The 16602-nt window shown below is 58.6% G+C and carries 18 protein-coding genes; 7 read left to right on the top strand and 11 right to left on the bottom strand.

The features are described 5' to 3' along the window. The first annotated feature begins 212 nt into the window (after positions 1–212). Both PMI34_RS00840 and tsaA read left to right on the top strand, forming a co-directional pair. The gene (locus tag PMI34_RS00840) at positions 213–983 is read left to right on the top strand and encodes an SDR family oxidoreductase (RefSeq protein ID WP_008054102.1); all 771 of its coding nucleotides are present in this window, start codon (positions 213–215) and stop codon (positions 981–983) included. Between the two features lie 186 nt (positions 984–1169). Beyond that, positions 1170–1868: a tRNA (N6-threonylcarbamoyladenosine(37)-N6)-methyltransferase TrmO gene (gene tsaA / locus PMI34_RS00845; protein WP_008054101.1), complete on the top strand. Its 699-nt coding sequence runs from the start codon at positions 1170–1172 to the stop codon at positions 1866–1868. 131 nt (positions 1869–1999) lie between these two features. Here the strand turns inward: tsaA and fpr are convergent, their stop codons facing one another. Further along, positions 2000–2779 (bottom strand): ferredoxin-NADP reductase, encoded by a 780-nt coding sequence (fpr, locus tag PMI34_RS00850; protein ID WP_008054100.1) that lies wholly within the window; start codon positions 2777–2779, stop codon positions 2000–2002. 147 nt (positions 2780–2926) lie between these two features. On the opposite strand from fpr, the gene PMI34_RS00855 reads away from it, so the two are divergent. Continuing rightward, entirely contained in the window at positions 2927–3853 is a 927-nt protein-coding gene (locus tag PMI34_RS00855; protein ID WP_008054099.1) for a LysR family transcriptional regulator, read from the top strand. Here the strand turns inward: PMI34_RS00855 and PMI34_RS00860 are convergent. The 3 genes from PMI34_RS00860 to PMI34_RS00870 all read right to left on the bottom strand — a co-directional run bounded on the left by PMI34_RS00860 (position 3850) and on the right by PMI34_RS00870 (position 5915). Continuing rightward, positions 3850–4212 (bottom strand): diacylglycerol kinase, encoded by a 363-nt coding sequence (locus PMI34_RS00860; protein ID WP_008054096.1) that lies wholly within the window; start codon positions 4210–4212, stop codon positions 3850–3852. The genes PMI34_RS00855 and PMI34_RS00860 overlap by 4 nt on opposite strands. A gap of 75 nt (positions 4213–4287) precedes the next feature. Beyond that, on the bottom strand, positions 4288–4938 hold the full coding sequence (gene erdR / locus PMI34_RS00865) for a response regulator transcription factor ErdR (RefSeq protein ID WP_008054094.1): 651 nt from the start codon (positions 4936–4938) through the stop codon (positions 4288–4290). Positions 4939–5156: 218 nt separating this feature from the next. After that, a complete protein-coding gene (locus PMI34_RS00870) occupies positions 5157–5915 on the bottom strand; it encodes a tRNA-uridine aminocarboxypropyltransferase (protein WP_008054091.1) in 759 nt (252 codons plus the stop codon). A 189-nt stretch (positions 5916–6104) separates the two neighbouring features. Between PMI34_RS00870 and PMI34_RS00875 the strand changes: the two genes are divergently transcribed. Then, on the top strand, positions 6105–6527 hold the full coding sequence (locus PMI34_RS00875; RefSeq protein ID WP_008054088.1) for a quorum-sensing-regulated virulence factor family protein: 423 nt from the start codon (positions 6105–6107) through the stop codon (positions 6525–6527). On the opposite strand, the gene PMI34_RS00880 is transcribed toward PMI34_RS00875, so the two are convergent. Then, positions 6528–6722: a hypothetical protein gene (locus tag PMI34_RS00880; RefSeq protein WP_008054087.1), complete on the bottom strand. Its 195-nt coding sequence runs from the start codon at positions 6720–6722 to the stop codon at positions 6528–6530. A gap of 479 nt (positions 6723–7201) precedes the next feature. Here PMI34_RS00880 and PMI34_RS00885 point away from each other — a divergent pair, with 479 nt between their 5' ends. Beyond that, positions 7202–8320, top strand: a complete 1119-nt coding sequence (locus PMI34_RS00885; protein WP_008054085.1) for a TIGR00730 family Rossman fold protein — start codon at positions 7202–7204, stop codon at positions 8318–8320. A 45-nt stretch (positions 8321–8365) separates the two neighbouring features. Here the strand turns inward: PMI34_RS00885 and recX are convergent, their stop codons facing one another. The 5 genes from recX to PMI34_RS00910 form a co-directional block, all read right to left on the bottom strand. Then, positions 8366–8833, bottom strand: coding sequence for a recombination regulator RecX (gene recX / locus PMI34_RS00890; protein ID WP_008054083.1), 468 nt, complete (start codon positions 8831–8833; stop codon positions 8366–8368). An 8-nt stretch (positions 8834–8841) separates the two neighbouring features. Then, the gene (gene recA, locus PMI34_RS00895; protein WP_007996915.1) at positions 8842–9900 is read right to left on the bottom strand and encodes a recombinase RecA; all 1059 of its coding nucleotides are present in this window, start codon (positions 9898–9900) and stop codon (positions 8842–8844) included. A gap of 83 nt (positions 9901–9983) precedes the next feature. Beyond that, entirely contained in the window at positions 9984–10484 is a 501-nt protein-coding gene (locus tag PMI34_RS00900; protein ID WP_008054081.1) for a CinA family protein, read from the bottom strand. Positions 10485–10602: 118 nt separating this feature from the next. Continuing rightward, on the bottom strand, positions 10603–10944 hold the full coding sequence (locus tag PMI34_RS00905) for a phage holin family protein (RefSeq protein ID WP_008054080.1): 342 nt from the start codon (positions 10942–10944) through the stop codon (positions 10603–10605). Positions 10945–11116: 172 nt separating this feature from the next. Beyond that, on the bottom strand, positions 11117–11851 hold the full coding sequence (locus PMI34_RS00910; protein WP_032829941.1) for a LexA family transcriptional regulator: 735 nt from the start codon (positions 11849–11851) through the stop codon (positions 11117–11119). Positions 11852–12060: 209 nt separating this feature from the next. Between PMI34_RS00910 and mutS the strand changes: the two genes are divergently transcribed. Next, on the top strand, positions 12061–14640 hold the full coding sequence (mutS, locus tag PMI34_RS00915; RefSeq protein WP_008054077.1) for a DNA mismatch repair protein MutS: 2580 nt from the start codon (positions 12061–12063) through the stop codon (positions 14638–14640). A gap of 142 nt (positions 14641–14782) precedes the next feature. Beyond that, positions 14783–15106, top strand: a complete 324-nt coding sequence (gene fdxA, locus PMI34_RS00920) for a ferredoxin FdxA (RefSeq protein WP_008054070.1) — start codon at positions 14783–14785, stop codon at positions 15104–15106. Between the two features lie 471 nt (positions 15107–15577). On the opposite strand, the gene rpoS is transcribed toward fdxA, so the two are convergent. Further along, positions 15578–16585, bottom strand: a complete 1008-nt coding sequence (gene rpoS / locus PMI34_RS00925) for an RNA polymerase sigma factor RpoS (protein ID WP_007990225.1) — start codon at positions 16583–16585, stop codon at positions 15578–15580. Positions 16586–16602: the final 17 nt, after the last annotated feature.

Raw genomic sequence — 16602 nt, 5'->3', positions numbered from 1 at the left:
ATTGCGATACGTCAGGCAGGCCGCGTCAGCTGGGCTCACGACTGCTATGCAGCCGAACGCAGCCTCGCGGGCTCGGCAGCTGCTACAAATCGCATTACCGTTTAACTGACCGGCATTAGGCCTAATGGCCCCTCATTCCCTTCGAAAATAGTGGCTCCGCTTCTGGCGGCTGACGACTAGGGTTTAAAGACCTCAGTTCTGAAGGATTCGCCATGCACCCCTACTTTTCCCTGCAAGGCCGCACCGCCCTGGTGACCGGCGGCACCCGTGGTATCGGCAAGATGATCGCCAAGGCCTACGTCGAGGCGGGCGCCACCGTGTACGTCTGTGCCCGCGACGTTGAAGCCTGCCTGCAAACCGCTGACGAACTTGGTGCACTTGGCCGCTGCCGCGCCATCGCGGCGAACCTCGCCACCGAAGAAGGCGTCCTGCAACTGGCCACGCGCCTTGGCGAGCAGATCACCCATCTGGACATCCTGGTGAACAATGCCGGCACCACCTGGGGCGCACCGCTGGAGAGCTACCCGATCAAGGGCTGGGAAAAAGTCATGCAGCTCAACGTGACCTCGGTGTTCAACTGCATCCAGCAATTCCTGCCACTGCTGCGCAAGGCCGGTTCCGAAGCGAATCCGGCGCGGATCATCAACATCGGATCGGTGGCCGGCATATCCTCCTTCGGCGAGCAGGCGTATGCCTACGGGCCGAGCAAGGCTGCGTTGCATCAACTGTCGAGGATTCTGGCGCGCGAACTGGTGAGCCAGCACATCAACGTCAACGTAATCGCCCCAGGGCGTTTTCCGAGCAAGATGACCCAGCACATCGGTAATGATGAGCAGGCATTGGCGCAGGATACGGCGCTGATTCCAATGAAGCGTTGGGGCCGCGAGGAAGAGATGGCGGCGCTGGCGATCAGTCTGGCGAGCACTGCCGGAGCCTATATGACCGGGAATATCATTCCGCTGGATGGCGGGTTCAGTCTCTGAAATCGGCGGCGCGGCCTTCGCGAGCAAGCCCGCTCCCACAGGGTTCTGGAGCGCACACAGAATTTGTGCCCAATACAAAACCTGTGGGAGCGTGGCTTGCCCGCGAAGACGGACTGACAGGCACCGCCTAAGCAATGGTTGATCGGGTTATCATGCCCGCCTCCACTATCGCCTCGACCCCAAACCATGACCTACAGCGTTTCCCCCATCGGCTTCGTGCGCTCCTGCTTCAAGGAGAAGTTCGCCATTCCGCGCCAACCCCAACTGGCCCCGGCTGCCCGTGGGGTGCTGGAACTGGTGGCACCATTCGATCAAGGGGACGCGGTACAAGGTCTGGAGCAGGTCAGCCACGTGTGGCTGCTGTTCCTGTTCCACCAGGCCCTGGAGGAAAAACCTCGCCTGAAGGTCCGCCCTCCTCGCCTCGGCGGCAACAAATCCATGGGCGTGTTCGCCACCCGCGCCACCCACCGCCCCAATGGCATCGGGCAGTCGGTAGTGAAACTGGACAAGGTCGAGGCCGGTCGGTTGTGGATCTCGGGCATTGATTTGCTGGATGGCACGCCGATTCTCGATATCAAACCCTACGTGCCCTACGCCGACATCATCGACACAGCCGCCAACAGCATTGCCAGCGCTGCGCCGCAACTGATTCCCGTGCAGTGGACGGACACAGCGCTGCAACAGGCTCACGAGCATGCCCAGCGCCTTGCAGAGCCTTTGGTCGAGTTGATCGAGCAATGCCTGGCGCAAGATCCTCGCCCGGCCTATCAAACCCCTGCACCGGAGCGGGAATACGGCGCGCAGTTCTGGGATGTCGATGTGCGTTGGCATTACCCGACACCGGAGCTGATCCGCGTCCTGGAAGTCATTCCCGCAATAAGCTGAACGACAGAAACAACTGTGGGAGCGGGCTTGCTCGCGAAGGCGGTGTGTCAGTCGACATTAAAGTTGACTGACACACCGCCTTCGCGAGCAAGCCCGCTCCCACAGGGAAAGCAGAGCTGTTGAGCGGCTGCTTACTTCTCGACGAACGCACGCTCGATCAGGTAATCACCCGGCTCACGCATCCGCGGCGAAACCTTCAGGCCGAAGCTGTTCAGCACTTCGCTGGTCTCGTCGAGCATGCTCGGGCTGCCGCACAGCATGGCGCGATCGTCCTGCGGGTTGATCGGTGGCAGACCGATGTCGCTGAACAGCTTGCCGCTGCGCATCAGGTCGGTCAGGCGACCTTCGTTCTCGAACGGCTCGCGGGTCACGGTCGGGTAGTAGATCAACTTGTCACGCAGCGCGTCGCCGAAGAATTCGTTCTGCGGCAGGTGCTCGGTGATGAACTCGCGGTAAGCGACTTCGTTGACGTAGCGCACGCCGTGGCACAGGATCACTTTTTCGAAACGCTCGTAGGTTTCCGGGTCCTGGATGACGCTCATGAACGGCGCCAGGCCGGTACCGGTGCTGAGCAGGTACAAATGTTTGCCAGGCTTCAAGTCATCCAGTACCAGCGTGCCGGTAGGCTTCTTGCTGATGATGATCTCGTCGCCTTCCTTCAGATGCTGCAACTGCGAAGTCAGCGGGCCATCAGGCACCTTGATGCTGAAGAACTCGAGATGCTCTTCCCAGTTCGGGCTGGCAATCGAGTAAGCGCGCATAAGCGGGCGGCCGTTGGGCTGTTGCAGGCCGATCATCACGAACTGACCGTTCTCGAAGCGCAGGCCCGGATCACGGGTGCACTTGAAGCTGAACAGAGTGTCGTTCCAGTGGTGAACACTGAGGACACGCTCGTGGTTCATGTTGCTCATGTACGTGGGACTCCTGGAGATTTGTCTGCGCGTGTTCGGCGCCTGCTCTGCAAAAAAGCCAGCTCTGCGCAATTGCATCGCATTCTAAAGGCAGAGACAATATCTGTTAAATGGATTATTAAGATAAGGGTTATCGGTTATATAGATATGCGATTTACTCTCCGTCAACTTCAAGTATTCGTCGCCGTCGCCCAGCAGGAAAGTGTGTCCCGTGCCGCGGGCCTGCTCAACCTCTCGCAATCGGCGGCGAGCACCTCGATCACCGAACTGGAGCGCCAGTGCAGCTGCCAGTTGTTCGACCGTGCCGGCAAACGGTTGAGCCTGAACGCCCTGGGCAAACAACTGTTGCCGCAAGCGGTGGCGCTGCTGGACCAGGCCAAGGAAATCGAAGACCTGCTCAATGGCAAGTCCGGTTTCGGCTCGCTGGCCGTGGGCGCGACCCTGACCATCGGCAATTACCTGGCCACATTGTTGATCGGCAGCTTCATGCAGCGCCACCCGGAAAGCCAGGTGAAACTGCATGTGCAGAACACTGCCAATATCGTGCAACAAGTGGCCCACTATGAAATTGATCTGGGTCTGATCGAAGGCGACTGCAGTCACCCTGACATCGAAGTGCAGAGTTGGGTCGAGGACGAACTGGTGGTGTTTTGCGCCCCTCAGCATCCGTTGGCCAAGCGCGGCACGGCCACCATGGACGAGTTGAGCCAAGAAGCCTGGATCTTGCGAGAACAGGGGTCAGGCACGCGATTGACCTTCGATCAAGCCATGCGCCATCACCGCACTTCGTTAAACATCCGGCTCGAACTTGAGCACACAGAAGCGATCAAGCGCGCGGTGGAATCAGGTTTGGGGATTGGCTGCATTTCCAGGCTGGCTTTGCGCGACGCATTCCGCCGCGGCAGCCTGGTGCCTGTCGAGACGCCGGATCTGGATCTGGCGCGACAGTTTTATTTCATCTGGCATAAACAGAAATATCAGACCTCGGCGATGCGCGAGTTCCTCGATCTGTGCCGCGCGTTCACCGCCGGGGTTCAGCGCAGCGACGAGATCGTGCTGCCGACGATCGCTTAAAGCAGGATCACCGCCCACACCAGGGCAATCATGGTCAGTGCCACGAACTGGGCGGCACTGCCCATGTCCTTGGCATTCTTGGACAGCGGATGCCGCTCAAGGGAAATCCGGTCGATGGCCGCTTCCACCGCCGAGTTGAGCAACTCGACGATCAACGCCAGCAGGCATACCGCGATCAACAACGCCTGTTCGACCCGGCTGACATTCAGGAAGAACGACAAAGGAATCAGAATGACGTTGAGCAATACCAATTGCCGAAAGGCGGCTTCACCGGTGAAGGCTGCGCGCAGGCCGTCCAGCGAATAACCGGAAGCATTGAGAATACGTTTCAGGCCGGTCTGGCCTTTGAAAGGTGACATAGAGTGGGCAACTGACAAAAAAGAAGTGGGAAAGCTAGTTCAACCAAAGTCAAAAAAGCGTGAATTTGCCAGCCTTTAATGGCTGGAAATTGACTCAAGTTGTTGCAGGAGTAGCGCGGCCTGGGTCCGGGTCCGCACATTCAGTTTACGGAAAATCGCGGTCACGTGCGCCTTGATAGTCGCCTCGGAAACACTCAGCTCGTAGGCGATCTGCTTGTTCAGCAAGCCTTCGCAGACCATGGTCAGCACCCGAAATTGTTGCGGAGTCAGACTGGCAAGCCCTTCGCTGGCCGCCTTGGCCTCATCCGAGACGCTGACCGCTTCGAACGCCTGCGGCGGCCAGAACACATCGCCATCGAGGACCGCACGCACGGCTTTCTGGATCACACTCAAGTCGCTGGATTTGGGAATGAAGCCACTGGCGCCGAATTCACGAGACTTGACCATGATGGTCGGCTCTTCCTGGGCCGAGACCATGACCACCGGAATCTGCGGGTACTGGCCGCGCAGCAGGACCAGCCCGGAAAAACCGTAGGCCCCTGGCATGTTCAGGTCCAGCAGCACCAGATCCCAGTCGGACTTTTCCGTCAGGCGCACTTCCAGTTCGGCGATGCTCGCCACTTCCACCAGACGGACGTCCGGGCCAAGGCCCAAGGTCAGCGCTTGATGCAAGGCACTACGAAAAAGTGGGTGGTCATCGGCAATCAGGATTTCGTATGTGGCCATTTTTCAAATGATCCTGTTTTTCATGGGACGCCCGATGCATTCGGACCTCGCCAAAGCACCTCAAAGCACAGCCACGGAGCTGCACCGACAAGGCACGTTCAACGCAAAAAACGACGTCGAAAATTCCGGCCGTACCCTGATCGGCGCCAAGCATGCCCAGCGAAGCCGGGGTGGTCAAGCCGCATGGCCGGTACACTTTATTGCAGTATGCGCGACAATCAGCTCATCAATGGGGTGGCCGGCTGAACATAGGGCATCAACTCGGCGTGCGCCGGGGTCGAAACGTTCATCTCCAGCTGGTGTTTGGCATCGAGGTAATGCTGGCTGAACACATCGAAGTAGGCATCCAGCGCCGATGCCGCTGCGACATCGCCTGCAAGGTCGAGGCACAGCGCCGCCACTTCCGCCGTGCACAGATGCTCGCTGCGGGTCGAGCGGCGCAACCGGTAACGAGAGAGTTTCTCCGGCAGCAGGCTGAGGATCGGCAGTCGGTCGAAATAGGGGCTCTTGCGAAAGATCTTGCGCGCTTCGGTCCAGGTCGCATCCAACAGAATGAACAGCGGGCGCTTCGTGCCATCGACGTCCACAGTGTTTGTCACGCGTTCAGGTTCGACGTACTCACCCGGAAACACCAGGTAAGGCTGCCATTGCGGGTCGGACAACAGCGCCAGCAACTTCGGATCGGTCTCGGTACGGGACCAGATGAAGGCATGGTTGTCAGGTACCACGTCGGCGATCAACCAACCGGTGTTGCTCGGCTTGAACACTTCCTTGTTGGTCATGATCAGGCACACGCCGGAGCGGGTAGCGACCTGCGGACGCCAAGCGCACAGGCAGTGACTCTCGATCACCCGGCAGTCGCGGCAGCGCGGCGCGCGCCAGCCCCGGGCCTGAATCGGCTTGATGCCCTCCTCCTCACGCTGATCGCGCAAGCGGGCTACGGCATTCAAGGCAAAGCGCGCGGGGGTATTACTCATAGCGGGCAACGCCCACAGAGAAGGGAAATCGACACGAAAAACACTCGACAGGGTAAAAAGTGCCAGCAGTTTACCAGACCGCCCGGCGCAAGCCTGTACCGTCCAGCCCGCCTCCCCTATAATTCGCCGCCACTGAACGCACAGCCACGTGACGGGTCCAACCCCGCATCACTGAACCAGGAGAGTTTCATGCTGCGCCTTATCGTTCCTACCGCGGCCATTTTGCTGGCGTCGTCCTTCAACGCCCAGGCTGCGTCCTTGAAAGACACGGAACTGAACAAAATGCTGCAAAACGTCGCCAGCCAGAGCAGCGTCGGCACTCCTCGAGCGATCAACGAGGACATTCTCGATCAAGGCTACACCGTTGAAGGCAAACAGCTGATCAACCACCTGAGCGTGCAGAGCAGCCACGCCGACAAGATGCGTGCAGACCCGAAAGCCGTGTACTTCCAGTTGGGGGCCTCTGTCTGCCGAAACGAAGGGTTTCGCAAGCTGATGGCCAAGGGCGCGATCATGCGCTACGACTTCACCGAGGTGAAGACCAATCGCCCGGTCGGCTCCGCAAGCTTCCAGGAATCGGATTGCCTGCAACCGGCCAAGAAGAAAAAGTAATCACCTGGAATTGGCGCGCCGCTGTTCATCTTCGGCGCGCAGTTCTGCCAGTAGCGCCTGCAAGTAATGTGAACGACGCTCGCCACCGCGCAAACGTCGGCAGCACTCCTCTTCGAGACTCAAATGAAGGGTCTCGGCTGATGACTTCAGCAATCGATACAGTTGCGTATCGATCTCCAGAACGACTCTGGCCATGGTTTCCCGCCTCCCTGCACTTCACTCATGTTTAAGTGATAAATCCTTGAATCGCTTGTGCCGTGCGCCTTGCCATTGACGCAAAGTTGTCGTGTGGCACCTGTAACTTAGTAAATCAGAGTGCAGCACATGCGACGCGCGTTCAGACGAGCGGTGAAAGCCCCTTGCAAATCGTCAATAAGCGGTTGCCAGGAAAGACTTTGTGGCGCAATGATCAAGGCAGCGCAACTCACTGTGAAGGTCTGGATTTCAGAGTATCCACCTATACTTCTTCAAGGCTGGAAAGGGGCTGGCCGTCGCTTGTCGTGTAGTGCGAACTTTTTTCATTCAAGGGAAAACAGAGCCTGTTTGGATGATCCGATGCCTTTCGGGTCAAGTAGGTCGCCCAGGCATGGGCCTGGGCAGACAGCGACACATGAAGTGTCGTGGCACCGGCTTACGTTGTCGGGCCAAGGGTTCTGTGCAGAAGGAGAAGTTGAATGCCTTACCAACCGAATGACCTCCTGAGCCGTCATTTTGAAGAAAGCGGCCACGACCTCATCAGCAAGGTCGAAGAACAACTCAAGCTGATTTCACCCAACAGTCCGAACATCCCGATCTACCGCGACATGATCCTGACCGTGCTGCGCATGGCCCAGGAAGACCACAACCGCTGGAATGCCAAAATTACCCTTCAAGCCCTGCGCGAACTGGAACAGGCTTTCCGCGTGCTCGAACAATTCAAGGGGCGGCGCAAGGTCACTGTTTTCGGCTCGGCCCGCACCCCCATGGAACATCCGCTCTACACCATGGCCCGGGAACTCGGCGCCGCTCTGGCGCGCTCGGAGATGATGGTCATTACCGGCGCCGGTGGCGGCATCATGGCCGCCGCCCATGAGGGCGCCGGCCTGACACACAGCCTGGGCTTCAACATCACCCTGCCCTTCGAGCAGCATGCCAACCCCACTGTCGACGGCACGACCAACCTGCTGCCCTTCCACTTTTTCTTCACCCGCAAGCTGTTCTTCGTCAAGGAAGCCGACGCCCTGGTGCTGTGCCCGGGTGGCTTCGGTACGCTGGATGAGGCGCTGGAAGTGCTGACGTTGATCCAGACCGGCAAGAGTCCATTGGTGCCCGTGGTGCTGCTCGACGCGCCGGGCGGCAAATTCTGGCAAGGCGCACTGGACTTCATTCACCAGCAACTGGAGGAAAACCACTACATCCTGCCCACTGACATGAAGCTGGTGAAACTGGTCTACAACGTCGAAGAAGCGGTAGAGCACATCAACCAGTTCTACAGCAACTTCCACTCCAGTCGCTGGCTCAAGCATCAGTTCCTGATTCGCATGAATCACACACTCAGCGATCACGCACTCGAACACATGCAGGAAGCTTTCGCCGACCTGTGCCTTAGCGATCATTTCCATCAGCACACCTACAGCGGCGAGGAACACGACGAAGCCGAATTCAGCCATCTGGCGCGGTTGGTCTTCAACTTCAACGCCCGCAATCATGGCCGTCTACGTGAGCTTGTGGACTACATCAACCTGCCGGAAAACTGGGCACAATCAAAACCCCAGGTACAACAACGCACCCGGGAGCCGTCAAAGGTTTCGTGAGGCATAAAAAAACGGCCCGCTATCAAAATAGCGGGCCGTTTCAGTTCAATCGTCCATCCCTCGACCGCTGAACAGGCGATTGATCATTTCCATGGAGTATCCCCGATACGCCAGGAACCTGCCTTGTTTGGCTCGCTCCCGGGCGTCTGCCGGCAATTGCCCGGAGAACTTGCGGCGCCAGGTATCGGCCAGCTGTTCCTGCCAGTCGATACCGCTCTCACGCAGGGCGAGTTCAATATCGGTGCGCTGCAGGCCGCGTTGACTCAACTCTTCACGAATGCGTAAAGGGCCATAACCGGAACGAGCACGGTAGGAAACAAAACTTTCAAGGTAACGGGTTTCAGACAACAACCCCTCTTCCGTCAACCGGTCGAGTGCCGTTTCGATCATTTCAGGGAGGGCGCCGCGCTGACGCAGTTTACGCGTCAGCTCGACACGACCGTGCTCGCGTCGTGCGAGCAGGTCCATTGCGGTTCGCCGCACCGCGACGAGTGTATCGAGTACGGCGGTCATTGCTTCGATCAGATATCAGCGTCAGCCAGGTCGTCTTCGGTCTCTTTGACCGCAGAAGCTTTGGCGTCTGCAACCGATGCAGGCGACAGCAGCTTGTCACGCAGTTGCTTCTCCAGCTTTGCCGCGACTTCCGGGTTGTCTGCCAGGAACTTGGCCGAGTTGGCCTTGCCCTGACCGATCTTGGTGCCTTCATAGGCATACCAGGCACCGGATTTCTCGACGAAACCGTGCAGAACACCCAGGTCGATCATCTCACCGTTGAGGTAGATGCCCTTGCCGTAAAGAATCTGGAACTCGGCCTGACGGAACGGCGAAGCCACCTTGTTCTTCACAACCTTGACGCGGGTTTCGCTACCGACGACCTCATCACCTTCTTTCACCGCGCCCGTACGACGGATGTCCAGACGAACCGAGGCGTAGAACTTCAGTGCGTTACCACCGGTGGTGGTTTCCGGGCTACCGAACATCACGCCGATTTTCATACGGATCTGGTTGATGAAGATCACCAGGCAGTTGGCGTTCTTGATGTTACCGGTGATTTTACGTAGCGCCTGGGACATCAGACGGGCTTGCAGACCCACGTGCATGTCACCCATTTCGCCTTCGATTTCAGCCTTTGGCACCAGGGCGGCTACGGAGTCGACGATGATCACGTCAACCGCGTTGGAACGCACCAGCATGTCGGTGATTTCCAGGGCCTGTTCGCCGGTGTCCGGCTGGGAAACCAGCAGGTCGTCGACGTTGACGCCCAGCTTGCCGGCGTACTCAGGGTCGAGGGCGTGCTCGGCGTCGACGAATGCGCAGGTCGCGCCGGCTTTTTGAGCCTGGGCGATCACGGACAAGGTCAGCGTGGTTTTACCGGAGGATTCGGGACCGTAGATTTCAACAATACGGCCTTTTGGCAGACCGCCGATGCCGAGAGCGATGTCCAGCCCCAGAGAGCCAGTGGAGATGGCCGGGATCGCCTGACGGTCCTGATCGCCCATACGCATTACGGCACCCTTGCCGAATTGACGTTCGATCTGACCCAGGGCCGCAGCCAAGGCTTTCTTCTTGTTGTCGTCCATTAAAGTCCTCACGTAATCAATAAGGCCTGACGGCCAACACCTGTATAAGTAGCCAGTATTATTCCACAGCGTTTCCGGATCGCCTACCCCTGATTTGAGATTTCTGCCGCGGCATACCGCAACAGCCCCTCTAGCGCGGCCTTCACCGTTTGTCGGCGGACGTCGTCGCGATTACCCGGGAAGTGCTGCCGCTCACAGAACACCTGGTCTCCAATGCCCCAGGCCAACCAAACCGTACCAACAGGCTTGTTCGCCGTTCCACCATCCGGTCCGGCGATGCCACTGACCGCCACGGAGAAATACGCGCTATTTTTTTTCTGCGCCCCCCGGACCATGGCCTCGACCACCTCGCGGCTGACCGCGCCCACGGTGGTGAACAACTCCACCGGGACATCCAGTTGCAGGGTTTTCTGCCGGTTGGAGTAGGTGACATAACCGGCCTCGAACCAGGCCGAACTCCCGGGGATACGGGTGATTGCCTCGGCGATGCCTCCGCCGGTGCAGGACTCCGCCGTAGTGACGTGGGCATTGAGAACCTGCAGGCGTCTGCCGAGTTCGGCGGCAAGCTGGGTGATTTCGTTCACGGTCATCTCCTGATCGGGCGGGATGAGGTTAAACGTACACGAGCAGACCGCACTTGCAAGCGACAGGAGCGATCAATATGTAAGGAATCAAAGGCTCTGGAAAGGGACTGTCGGAGAATCAATCGTCAACGTCACCAGACGGAACATGACCGCCCCCCATACGCTTGGCCACCCAACGCTCATACAACCCTAGAACAACGTCTGTCCCGGCCATCGCCGCCAGGCAACCACCCGCACAAGCAGCCCAGATTGAAACATCGGCGGCGTGCAGCAGCATGATGACCGAAGCACCACAGATCATGCTGGATCCAGACCGCAGGCCCAGGCGCCGGACAAGGGGCCAGCCACGAACGCCCTCTTTGTCGGCACGCCACATTTCACCGGTAACGCCACCGAGTATTGGCAGGCTGATGACCAGCCACAGAGGCATGTCCAGTAACGCATATTGCTCAGCGGTCATTTCATGCCTCCTTGGGTGAACGATCACACCGTGTTCTTGAATGGACAGGCACAAGATTATGCATTGATGCATAACCAGTCAATGCACAGACGCATACAAAAGAACACCCAAAGCTTTCGGCACACGAAAAAAAACCCGCTCGGGAAGCGGGTTTTATCTGAGCGGATGAGGGTTAGCGGGCGTACATCCCCCACCAGAAAACATGTCCGAGGATAACAATTGGCTCCTCCTGGATTTCCTGAAAGCTGTAATCTTCATCCGGATGTTCGTCACGGTTGAAGCTGCGCAAGCGAATCCCGGTCGGCAGGCGATACAACTGCTTCACCCGCAATTGGCCGTTGTGATTGATTGCATAAAGGTCGCCGTCAACGATATCGCCAATGCCGCACTTGCCGGCATTGACCCCGACCGTGGCTCCGTCGCGCAGCACCGGCAACATGCTGTTGCCCCGCACTGTCACGCACTTTGCCTGGTCGAACTGCACACCGTTATGGCGCAGGCTTCGCTTGCCAAAGCGCAGGCTGGAGCGCTCGCTTTCTTCGATGACGAATCTTCCTGATCCCGCGGCCAATTCAACCTCGCGAAGAAAGGGGACCGACACCTCGTCGTCATCGACAGGGGTATCGTCATCCCACAGACTTATATCCTTGAGTTCCGAATGCACGGGAGCCCGCCCGGCATTAGCGGCAGACGAGACGTCCGCGCGGCCACGCAACTGGTCGGTGCTCAAGGAGAAATACTCGGCGATCTTCGAAATATGTTTATCCGAAGGATCGACGATCTTCCCGCTGAGGATGCGCGAGAGCGTGGATTGAGGCACGCCGGTTCGACGGTGAAGCTCCGTGGGGGAGATCCCGTGCTGATCGAGCAATGCTCTTAATACGGTAGATACGTTGCGTTTTTGCATAACCCGCATATTGCGTGCTCTTCTTGAAGAAGACAATGCCGATTTGCATGATCGATGCATAACATGATTTTCGCATCGTAAAAGATGTCACCCGGCCGTGGTGCCTGCGTCGGGCAGACCGCCCATGGTAACCTTGCGCCCATCGCGGAAAAGCCCGGCCATTGCCCCGCTTTTGCCCCACCTCTTTCAACGAGCTTCCTGACAATCCGATGAATAAAGCCGTCTCCGACCTGTCCTCCCACACCCCGATGATGCAGCAATACTGGCGCCTGAAAAACCAGCACCCGGACCAGCTGATGTTCTACCGAATGGGCGACTTCTACGAGATCTTCTATGAAGACGCGAAGAAGGCCGCCAAGTTGCTGGACATCACCCTGACGGCCCGCGGGCAGTCGGCTGGCCAGGCGATTCCGATGTGCGGGATTCCTTACCACGCCGCCGAAGGTTACCTGGCAAAGCTGGTGAAGCTTGGCGAATCGGTGGTGATCTGCGAGCAGGTCGGCGACCCGGCCACCAGCAAAGGGCCGGTGGAGCGTCAGGTCGTGCGTATCATCACGCCGGGGACGGTGAGTGACGAGGCGCTGCTGGACGAGCGTCGGGACAACCTGATCGCCGCCGTTCTGGGCGATGAGCGCCTATTCGGCCTGGCGGTGCTGGACATCACCAGTGGCAACTTCAGCGTGCTGGAAATCAAGGGTTGGGAAAATCTGCTGGCGGAACTGGAGCGGGTCAACCCGGTGGAGCTGCTGATCCCGGATGACTGGCCCAAGGACTTGCCGGCGGAAAAACGCCGTGGTGTGCGTCGCCGCGCGCCCTGGGATTTCGAGCGCGATTCGGCGCTCAAAAGCCTGTGTCAGCAATTCTCGACCCAGGACCTCAAGGGCTTTGGCTGCGAAAACCTGACCCTGGCCATCGGTTCCGCCGGCTGCCTGTTGGCCTACGCCAAGGAAACCCAGCGCACCGCCCTGCCCCATTTGCGCAGCCTGCGTCATGAACGCCTGGACGACACCGTGGTGCTCGATGGCGCCAGCCGTCGCAACCTGGAGCTCGACACCAACCTGGCCGGGGGCCGCGACAACACCCTGCAATCGGTGGTGGACCGATGCCAGACCGCCATGGGCAGCCGCCTGCTGACCCGCTGGCTGAATCGCCCGTTGCGCGATTTGACGGTGCTGTTGGCGCGTCAGACTTCGATTACTTGCCTGCTCGACGGCTATCGCTTTGAAAGGCTGCAACCGCAACTCAAGGAAATCGGCGACATCGAGCGGATTCTTGCGCGGATCGGCCTGCGCAATGCCCGTCCTCGCGACCTCGCCCGCTTGCGTGACGCCCTCGGCGCCCTGCCCGAACTGCAAGTGGCAATGACGGAGCTCGAAGCCCCCCACCTCCAGCAACTCGCCACCATTGCCAGCACCTACCCGGAACTGGCGGCGCTCCTGGAAACAGCCATCATCGACAACCCGCCCGCGGTCATTCGTGACGGCGGCGTGCTGAAAACCGGCTACGACAGCGAACTCGACGAACTGCAGTCGCTGAGCGAAAACGCCGGGCAATTCCTGATCGACCTCGAAGCACGGGAAAAGGCCCGCACCGGCCTGTCGCACCTGAAGGTTGGTTACAACCGCATCCACGGTTATTTCATCGAGCTGCCAAGCAAGCAGGCGGAATCGGCACCGGCCGACTACATTCGCCGACAGACGCTCAAAGGCGCCGAGCGTTTCATTACGCCGGAACTCAAGGCGTTCGAAGACAAGGCGCTGTCAGCCAAGAGCCGCGCCCTGGCCCGCGAAAAGATGCTGTACGAAGCGCTGCTGGAAGATCTGATCAGCCAGCTGCCACCGTTGCAGGACACCGCCGGCGCCCTGGCTGAACTGGACGTCTTGAGCAACCTGGCCGAACGTGCGCTGAACCTCGACCTGAACTGCCCGCGCTTCGTCAGTGAACCGTGCATGCGCATCAGCCAGGGTCGTCACCCGGTGGTAGAACAAGTGTTGACCACGCCGTTCGTGGCCAACGACCTGAGCCTGGACGACAATACCCGCATGCTGGTGATCACAGGTCCCAACATGGGTGGTAAATCCACCTACATGCGTCAGACCGCCTTGATCGTGCTCCTGGCGCACATCGGCAGCTTCGTGCCGGCAGCCAGTTGTGAATTGTCGCTGGTCGACCGCATCTTCACCCGGATCGGCTCCAGCGATGACCTGGCCGGCGGGCGTTCGACCTTCATGGTGGAAATGAGCGAAACCGCGAACATCCTGCACAACGCCACCGAACGCAGCCTGGTGCTGATGGACGAAGTCGGGCGCGGTACCAGCACCTTCGACGGCCTATCCCTGGCATGGGCGGCGGCCGAACGCCTGGCGCATCTGCGAGCCTACACGTTGTTCGCCACCCACTACTTTGAACTGACCGTCCTGCCGGAAGCCCAGCCGCTGGTGGCCAACGTGCACCTCAATGCTACCGAGCACAATGAACGCATCGTGTTCCTGCACCACGTGCTGCCCGGGCCGGCCAGCCAGAGTTACGGCCTGGCCGTTGCGCAGCTGGCAGGCGTACCGAGTGAGGTGATCACCCGTGCCCGCGAGCATTTGAGCCGCCTGGAAGACACCGCCCTGCCCCATGAAACCCCGGCACCAGCCAAAGGCAAACCGGCCGCGCCGCAGCAAAGCGACCTGTTTGCCAGCCTGCCGCATCCGGTGCTGGATGACCTAGCCAAGCTCGACCTGGATGACATGACGCCGCGTCGTGCTCTCGAAATGCTCTATACACTAAAGACACGGATCTAACGCAGCGGCTTGCAAGCTGTTAGAATCTCGCGCGGTTTGGGATGCTGCTGGCTAATAGCCTGGCCAGCAGACTATCGCTCCCGAACCTGGCGACCCCTACGAGAAGGGGCGCAGCAAGCCGCGCCTGAGGAGAAAATTAGAAATGACCTTCGTCGTCACCGACAACTGCATCAAGTGCAAGTACACCGACTGCGTAGAAGTCTGTCCGGTGGACTGCTTTTACGAAGGCCCGAATTTCCTGGTGATTCACCCGGATGAGTGCATCGATTGCGCGCTGTGCGAACCTGAATGCCCTGCTGTGGCTATCTTCTCCGAAGATGAGGTTCCGGCCGGCATGGAAAACTTCATCGAGCTGAACGCTGAGTTGGCTGAAATCTGGCCGAACATCACCGAACGTAAAGACCCTTTGCCCGATTCCGCAGAATGGGACGGCAAGAAAGGCAAGATCGAACACCTCGAACGCTGATTACCCCCGCGTTCGCGAAAAAGGCCCCACAAGGGCCTTTTTGCTTTTCTGCAGGCAAAAAAAGGGGCGGTTTGACCCGCCCACATTTTTTCCCTATTCCCTGTGTTCCTTTTCATCGTCCTGATGAATCGCGTCCTGCGATATCCCTATCCCTCATCCTTGAAGGACGTGTCTGTCCGTCGACACAACCTCAATACTAGAGTGTTCCCCTGCGGGATCAATCGCCCCTTGGCGCGAAACCCAGCTGTCACACGCCATTAATAATAAAAAATAGTCATATAAATCAAAAAGATAAAAACGAAAAGCGCTCAACATGGACGATTGCCAGGGTGTAAAAATAACGAACACTTACGCAAGTGTAAGCCTGGGCTTACAGCACGAAACCAAAATCCCGAGGGGATTCGGTCTCTTGGTCAGGCAATAAAAAACCCCGAGCCAGTCGGGGTTTTTCATGCCATCGCAGTGAGTGCCTTATTGGAACAGCGACTCGCTCGACAGACCATTTTTTTCCAGTATCTCACGCAGCCGCTTCAAGCCTTCCACCTGAATCTGTCTGACCCGCTCCCGGGTCAGGCCGATTTCCAGGCCTACGTCTTCAAGGGTGCTGCTTTCATGGCCGCGCAGGCCGAAGCGGCGTACAACCACTTCGCGTTGCTTGTCGGTCAGTTCCGAGAGCCATTGATCGATGCTCTGGGACAGGTCGTCGTCCTGCAACAGTTCGCATGGATCGGTCGGACGGTCGTCAGTCAGGGTATCGAGCAGGGTTTTATCCGAATCCGGACCCAGCGAGACGTCGACCGAAGAAACCCGCTCGTTAAGGCCGAGCATGCGCTTGACCTCTCCCACCGGTTTTTCCAGCAGGTTGGCGATTTCTTCGGGTGAGGGTTCATGGTCGAGTTTTTGCGTCAGCTCCCGCGCAGCCCGCAGGTACACATTCAGCTCCTTGACCACATGGATCGGCAGCCGGATGGTTCGGGTCTGATTCATGATTGCGCGTTCGATGGTCTGGCGAATCCACCAGGTCGCGTAGGTCGAGAAGCGGAAACCGCGTTCCGGATCGAACTTCTCCACCGCCCGGATCAAGCCGAGGTTACCCTCTTCGATCAGGTCCAGCAGCGACAGCCCACGATTGACGTAACGACGAGCGATTTTCACCACCAGCCGCAGGTTACTTTCAATCATGCGTTTGCGCCCGGCCGGATCGCCACTTTGCGACAGGCGCGCAAAATGAACTTCTTCTTCGGGTGAAAGCAGAGGAGAGAAACCAATTTCATTGAGATACAGCTGCGTGGCATCAAGTGCCCGCGTGTAGTCAATGTACTTGTGCTGTTTCAAGGATGCGGAGTGTTTGGATTTGGCACGAACGGAAGGTGGAGCCGCCCCTTCATCATTCGACATCGAATCCGTATCGATGCTGCTCTCCATCAGGAGAACCTCATCGTCGATGTCAAACTCCGGCACTTCTTTACTGAGAGCCATTGTTATAGTCCTTTGGT

The sequence above is a fragment of the Pseudomonas sp. GM74 genome (assembly GCF_000282455.1).
Classification (GTDB): domain Bacteria; phylum Pseudomonadota; class Gammaproteobacteria; order Pseudomonadales; family Pseudomonadaceae; genus Aquipseudomonas.
The sequence above is the reverse complement of the archived record's forward strand: the minus strand, read 5'-3'. Positions and strand labels throughout refer to the sequence as shown.

What these genes read in the sequence shown, in the direction of transcription:
- fdxA (WP_008054070.1), top strand. Translation starts at nt 14,783, where the DNA reads ATGACCTTCGTCGTCACCGACAACTGCATCAAGTGCAAGTACACCGAC.
- PMI34_RS00905 (WP_008054080.1), bottom strand. Translation starts at nt 10,944, where the DNA reads ATGACCGCTGAGCAATATGCGTTACTGGACATGCCTCTGTGGCTGGTC.
- PMI34_RS00870 (WP_008054091.1), bottom strand. Translation starts at nt 5,915, where the DNA reads ATGAGTAATACCCCCGCGCGCTTTGCCTTGAATGCCGTAGCCCGCTTG.
- erdR (WP_008054094.1), bottom strand. Translation starts at nt 4,938, where the DNA reads ATGGCCACATACGAAATCCTGATTGCCGATGACCACCCACTTTTTCGT.
- PMI34_RS00840 (WP_008054102.1), top strand. Translation starts at nt 213, where the DNA reads ATGCACCCCTACTTTTCCCTGCAAGGCCGCACCGCCCTGGTGACCGGC.
- PMI34_RS00880 (WP_008054087.1), bottom strand. Translation starts at nt 6,722, where the DNA reads ATGGCCAGAGTCGTTCTGGAGATCGATACGCAACTGTATCGATTGCTG.
- rpoS (WP_007990225.1), bottom strand. Translation starts at nt 16,585, where the DNA reads ATGGCTCTCAGTAAAGAAGTGCCGGAGTTTGACATCGACGATGAGGTT.
- recX (WP_008054083.1), bottom strand. Translation starts at nt 8,833, where the DNA reads ATGACCGCCGTACTCGATACACTCGTCGCGGTGCGGCGAACCGCAATG.
- PMI34_RS00860 (WP_008054096.1), bottom strand. Translation starts at nt 4,212, where the DNA reads ATGTCACCTTTCAAAGGCCAGACCGGCCTGAAACGTATTCTCAATGCT.
- PMI34_RS00855 (WP_008054099.1), top strand. Translation starts at nt 2,927, where the DNA reads ATGCGATTTACTCTCCGTCAACTTCAAGTATTCGTCGCCGTCGCCCAG.
- PMI34_RS00875 (WP_008054088.1), top strand. Translation starts at nt 6,105, where the DNA reads ATGCTGCGCCTTATCGTTCCTACCGCGGCCATTTTGCTGGCGTCGTCC.
- recA (WP_007996915.1), bottom strand. Translation starts at nt 9,900, where the DNA reads ATGGACGACAACAAGAAGAAAGCCTTGGCTGCGGCCCTGGGTCAGATC.
- fpr (WP_008054100.1), bottom strand. Translation starts at nt 2,779, where the DNA reads ATGAGCAACATGAACCACGAGCGTGTCCTCAGTGTTCACCACTGGAAC.
- PMI34_RS00885 (WP_008054085.1), top strand. Translation starts at nt 7,202, where the DNA reads ATGCCTTACCAACCGAATGACCTCCTGAGCCGTCATTTTGAAGAAAGC.
- PMI34_RS00910 (WP_032829941.1), bottom strand. Translation starts at nt 11,851, where the DNA reads ATGCAAAAACGCAACGTATCTACCGTATTAAGAGCATTGCTCGATCAG.
- tsaA (WP_008054101.1), top strand. Translation starts at nt 1,170, where the DNA reads ATGACCTACAGCGTTTCCCCCATCGGCTTCGTGCGCTCCTGCTTCAAG.
- mutS (WP_008054077.1), top strand. Translation starts at nt 12,061, where the DNA reads ATGAATAAAGCCGTCTCCGACCTGTCCTCCCACACCCCGATGATGCAG.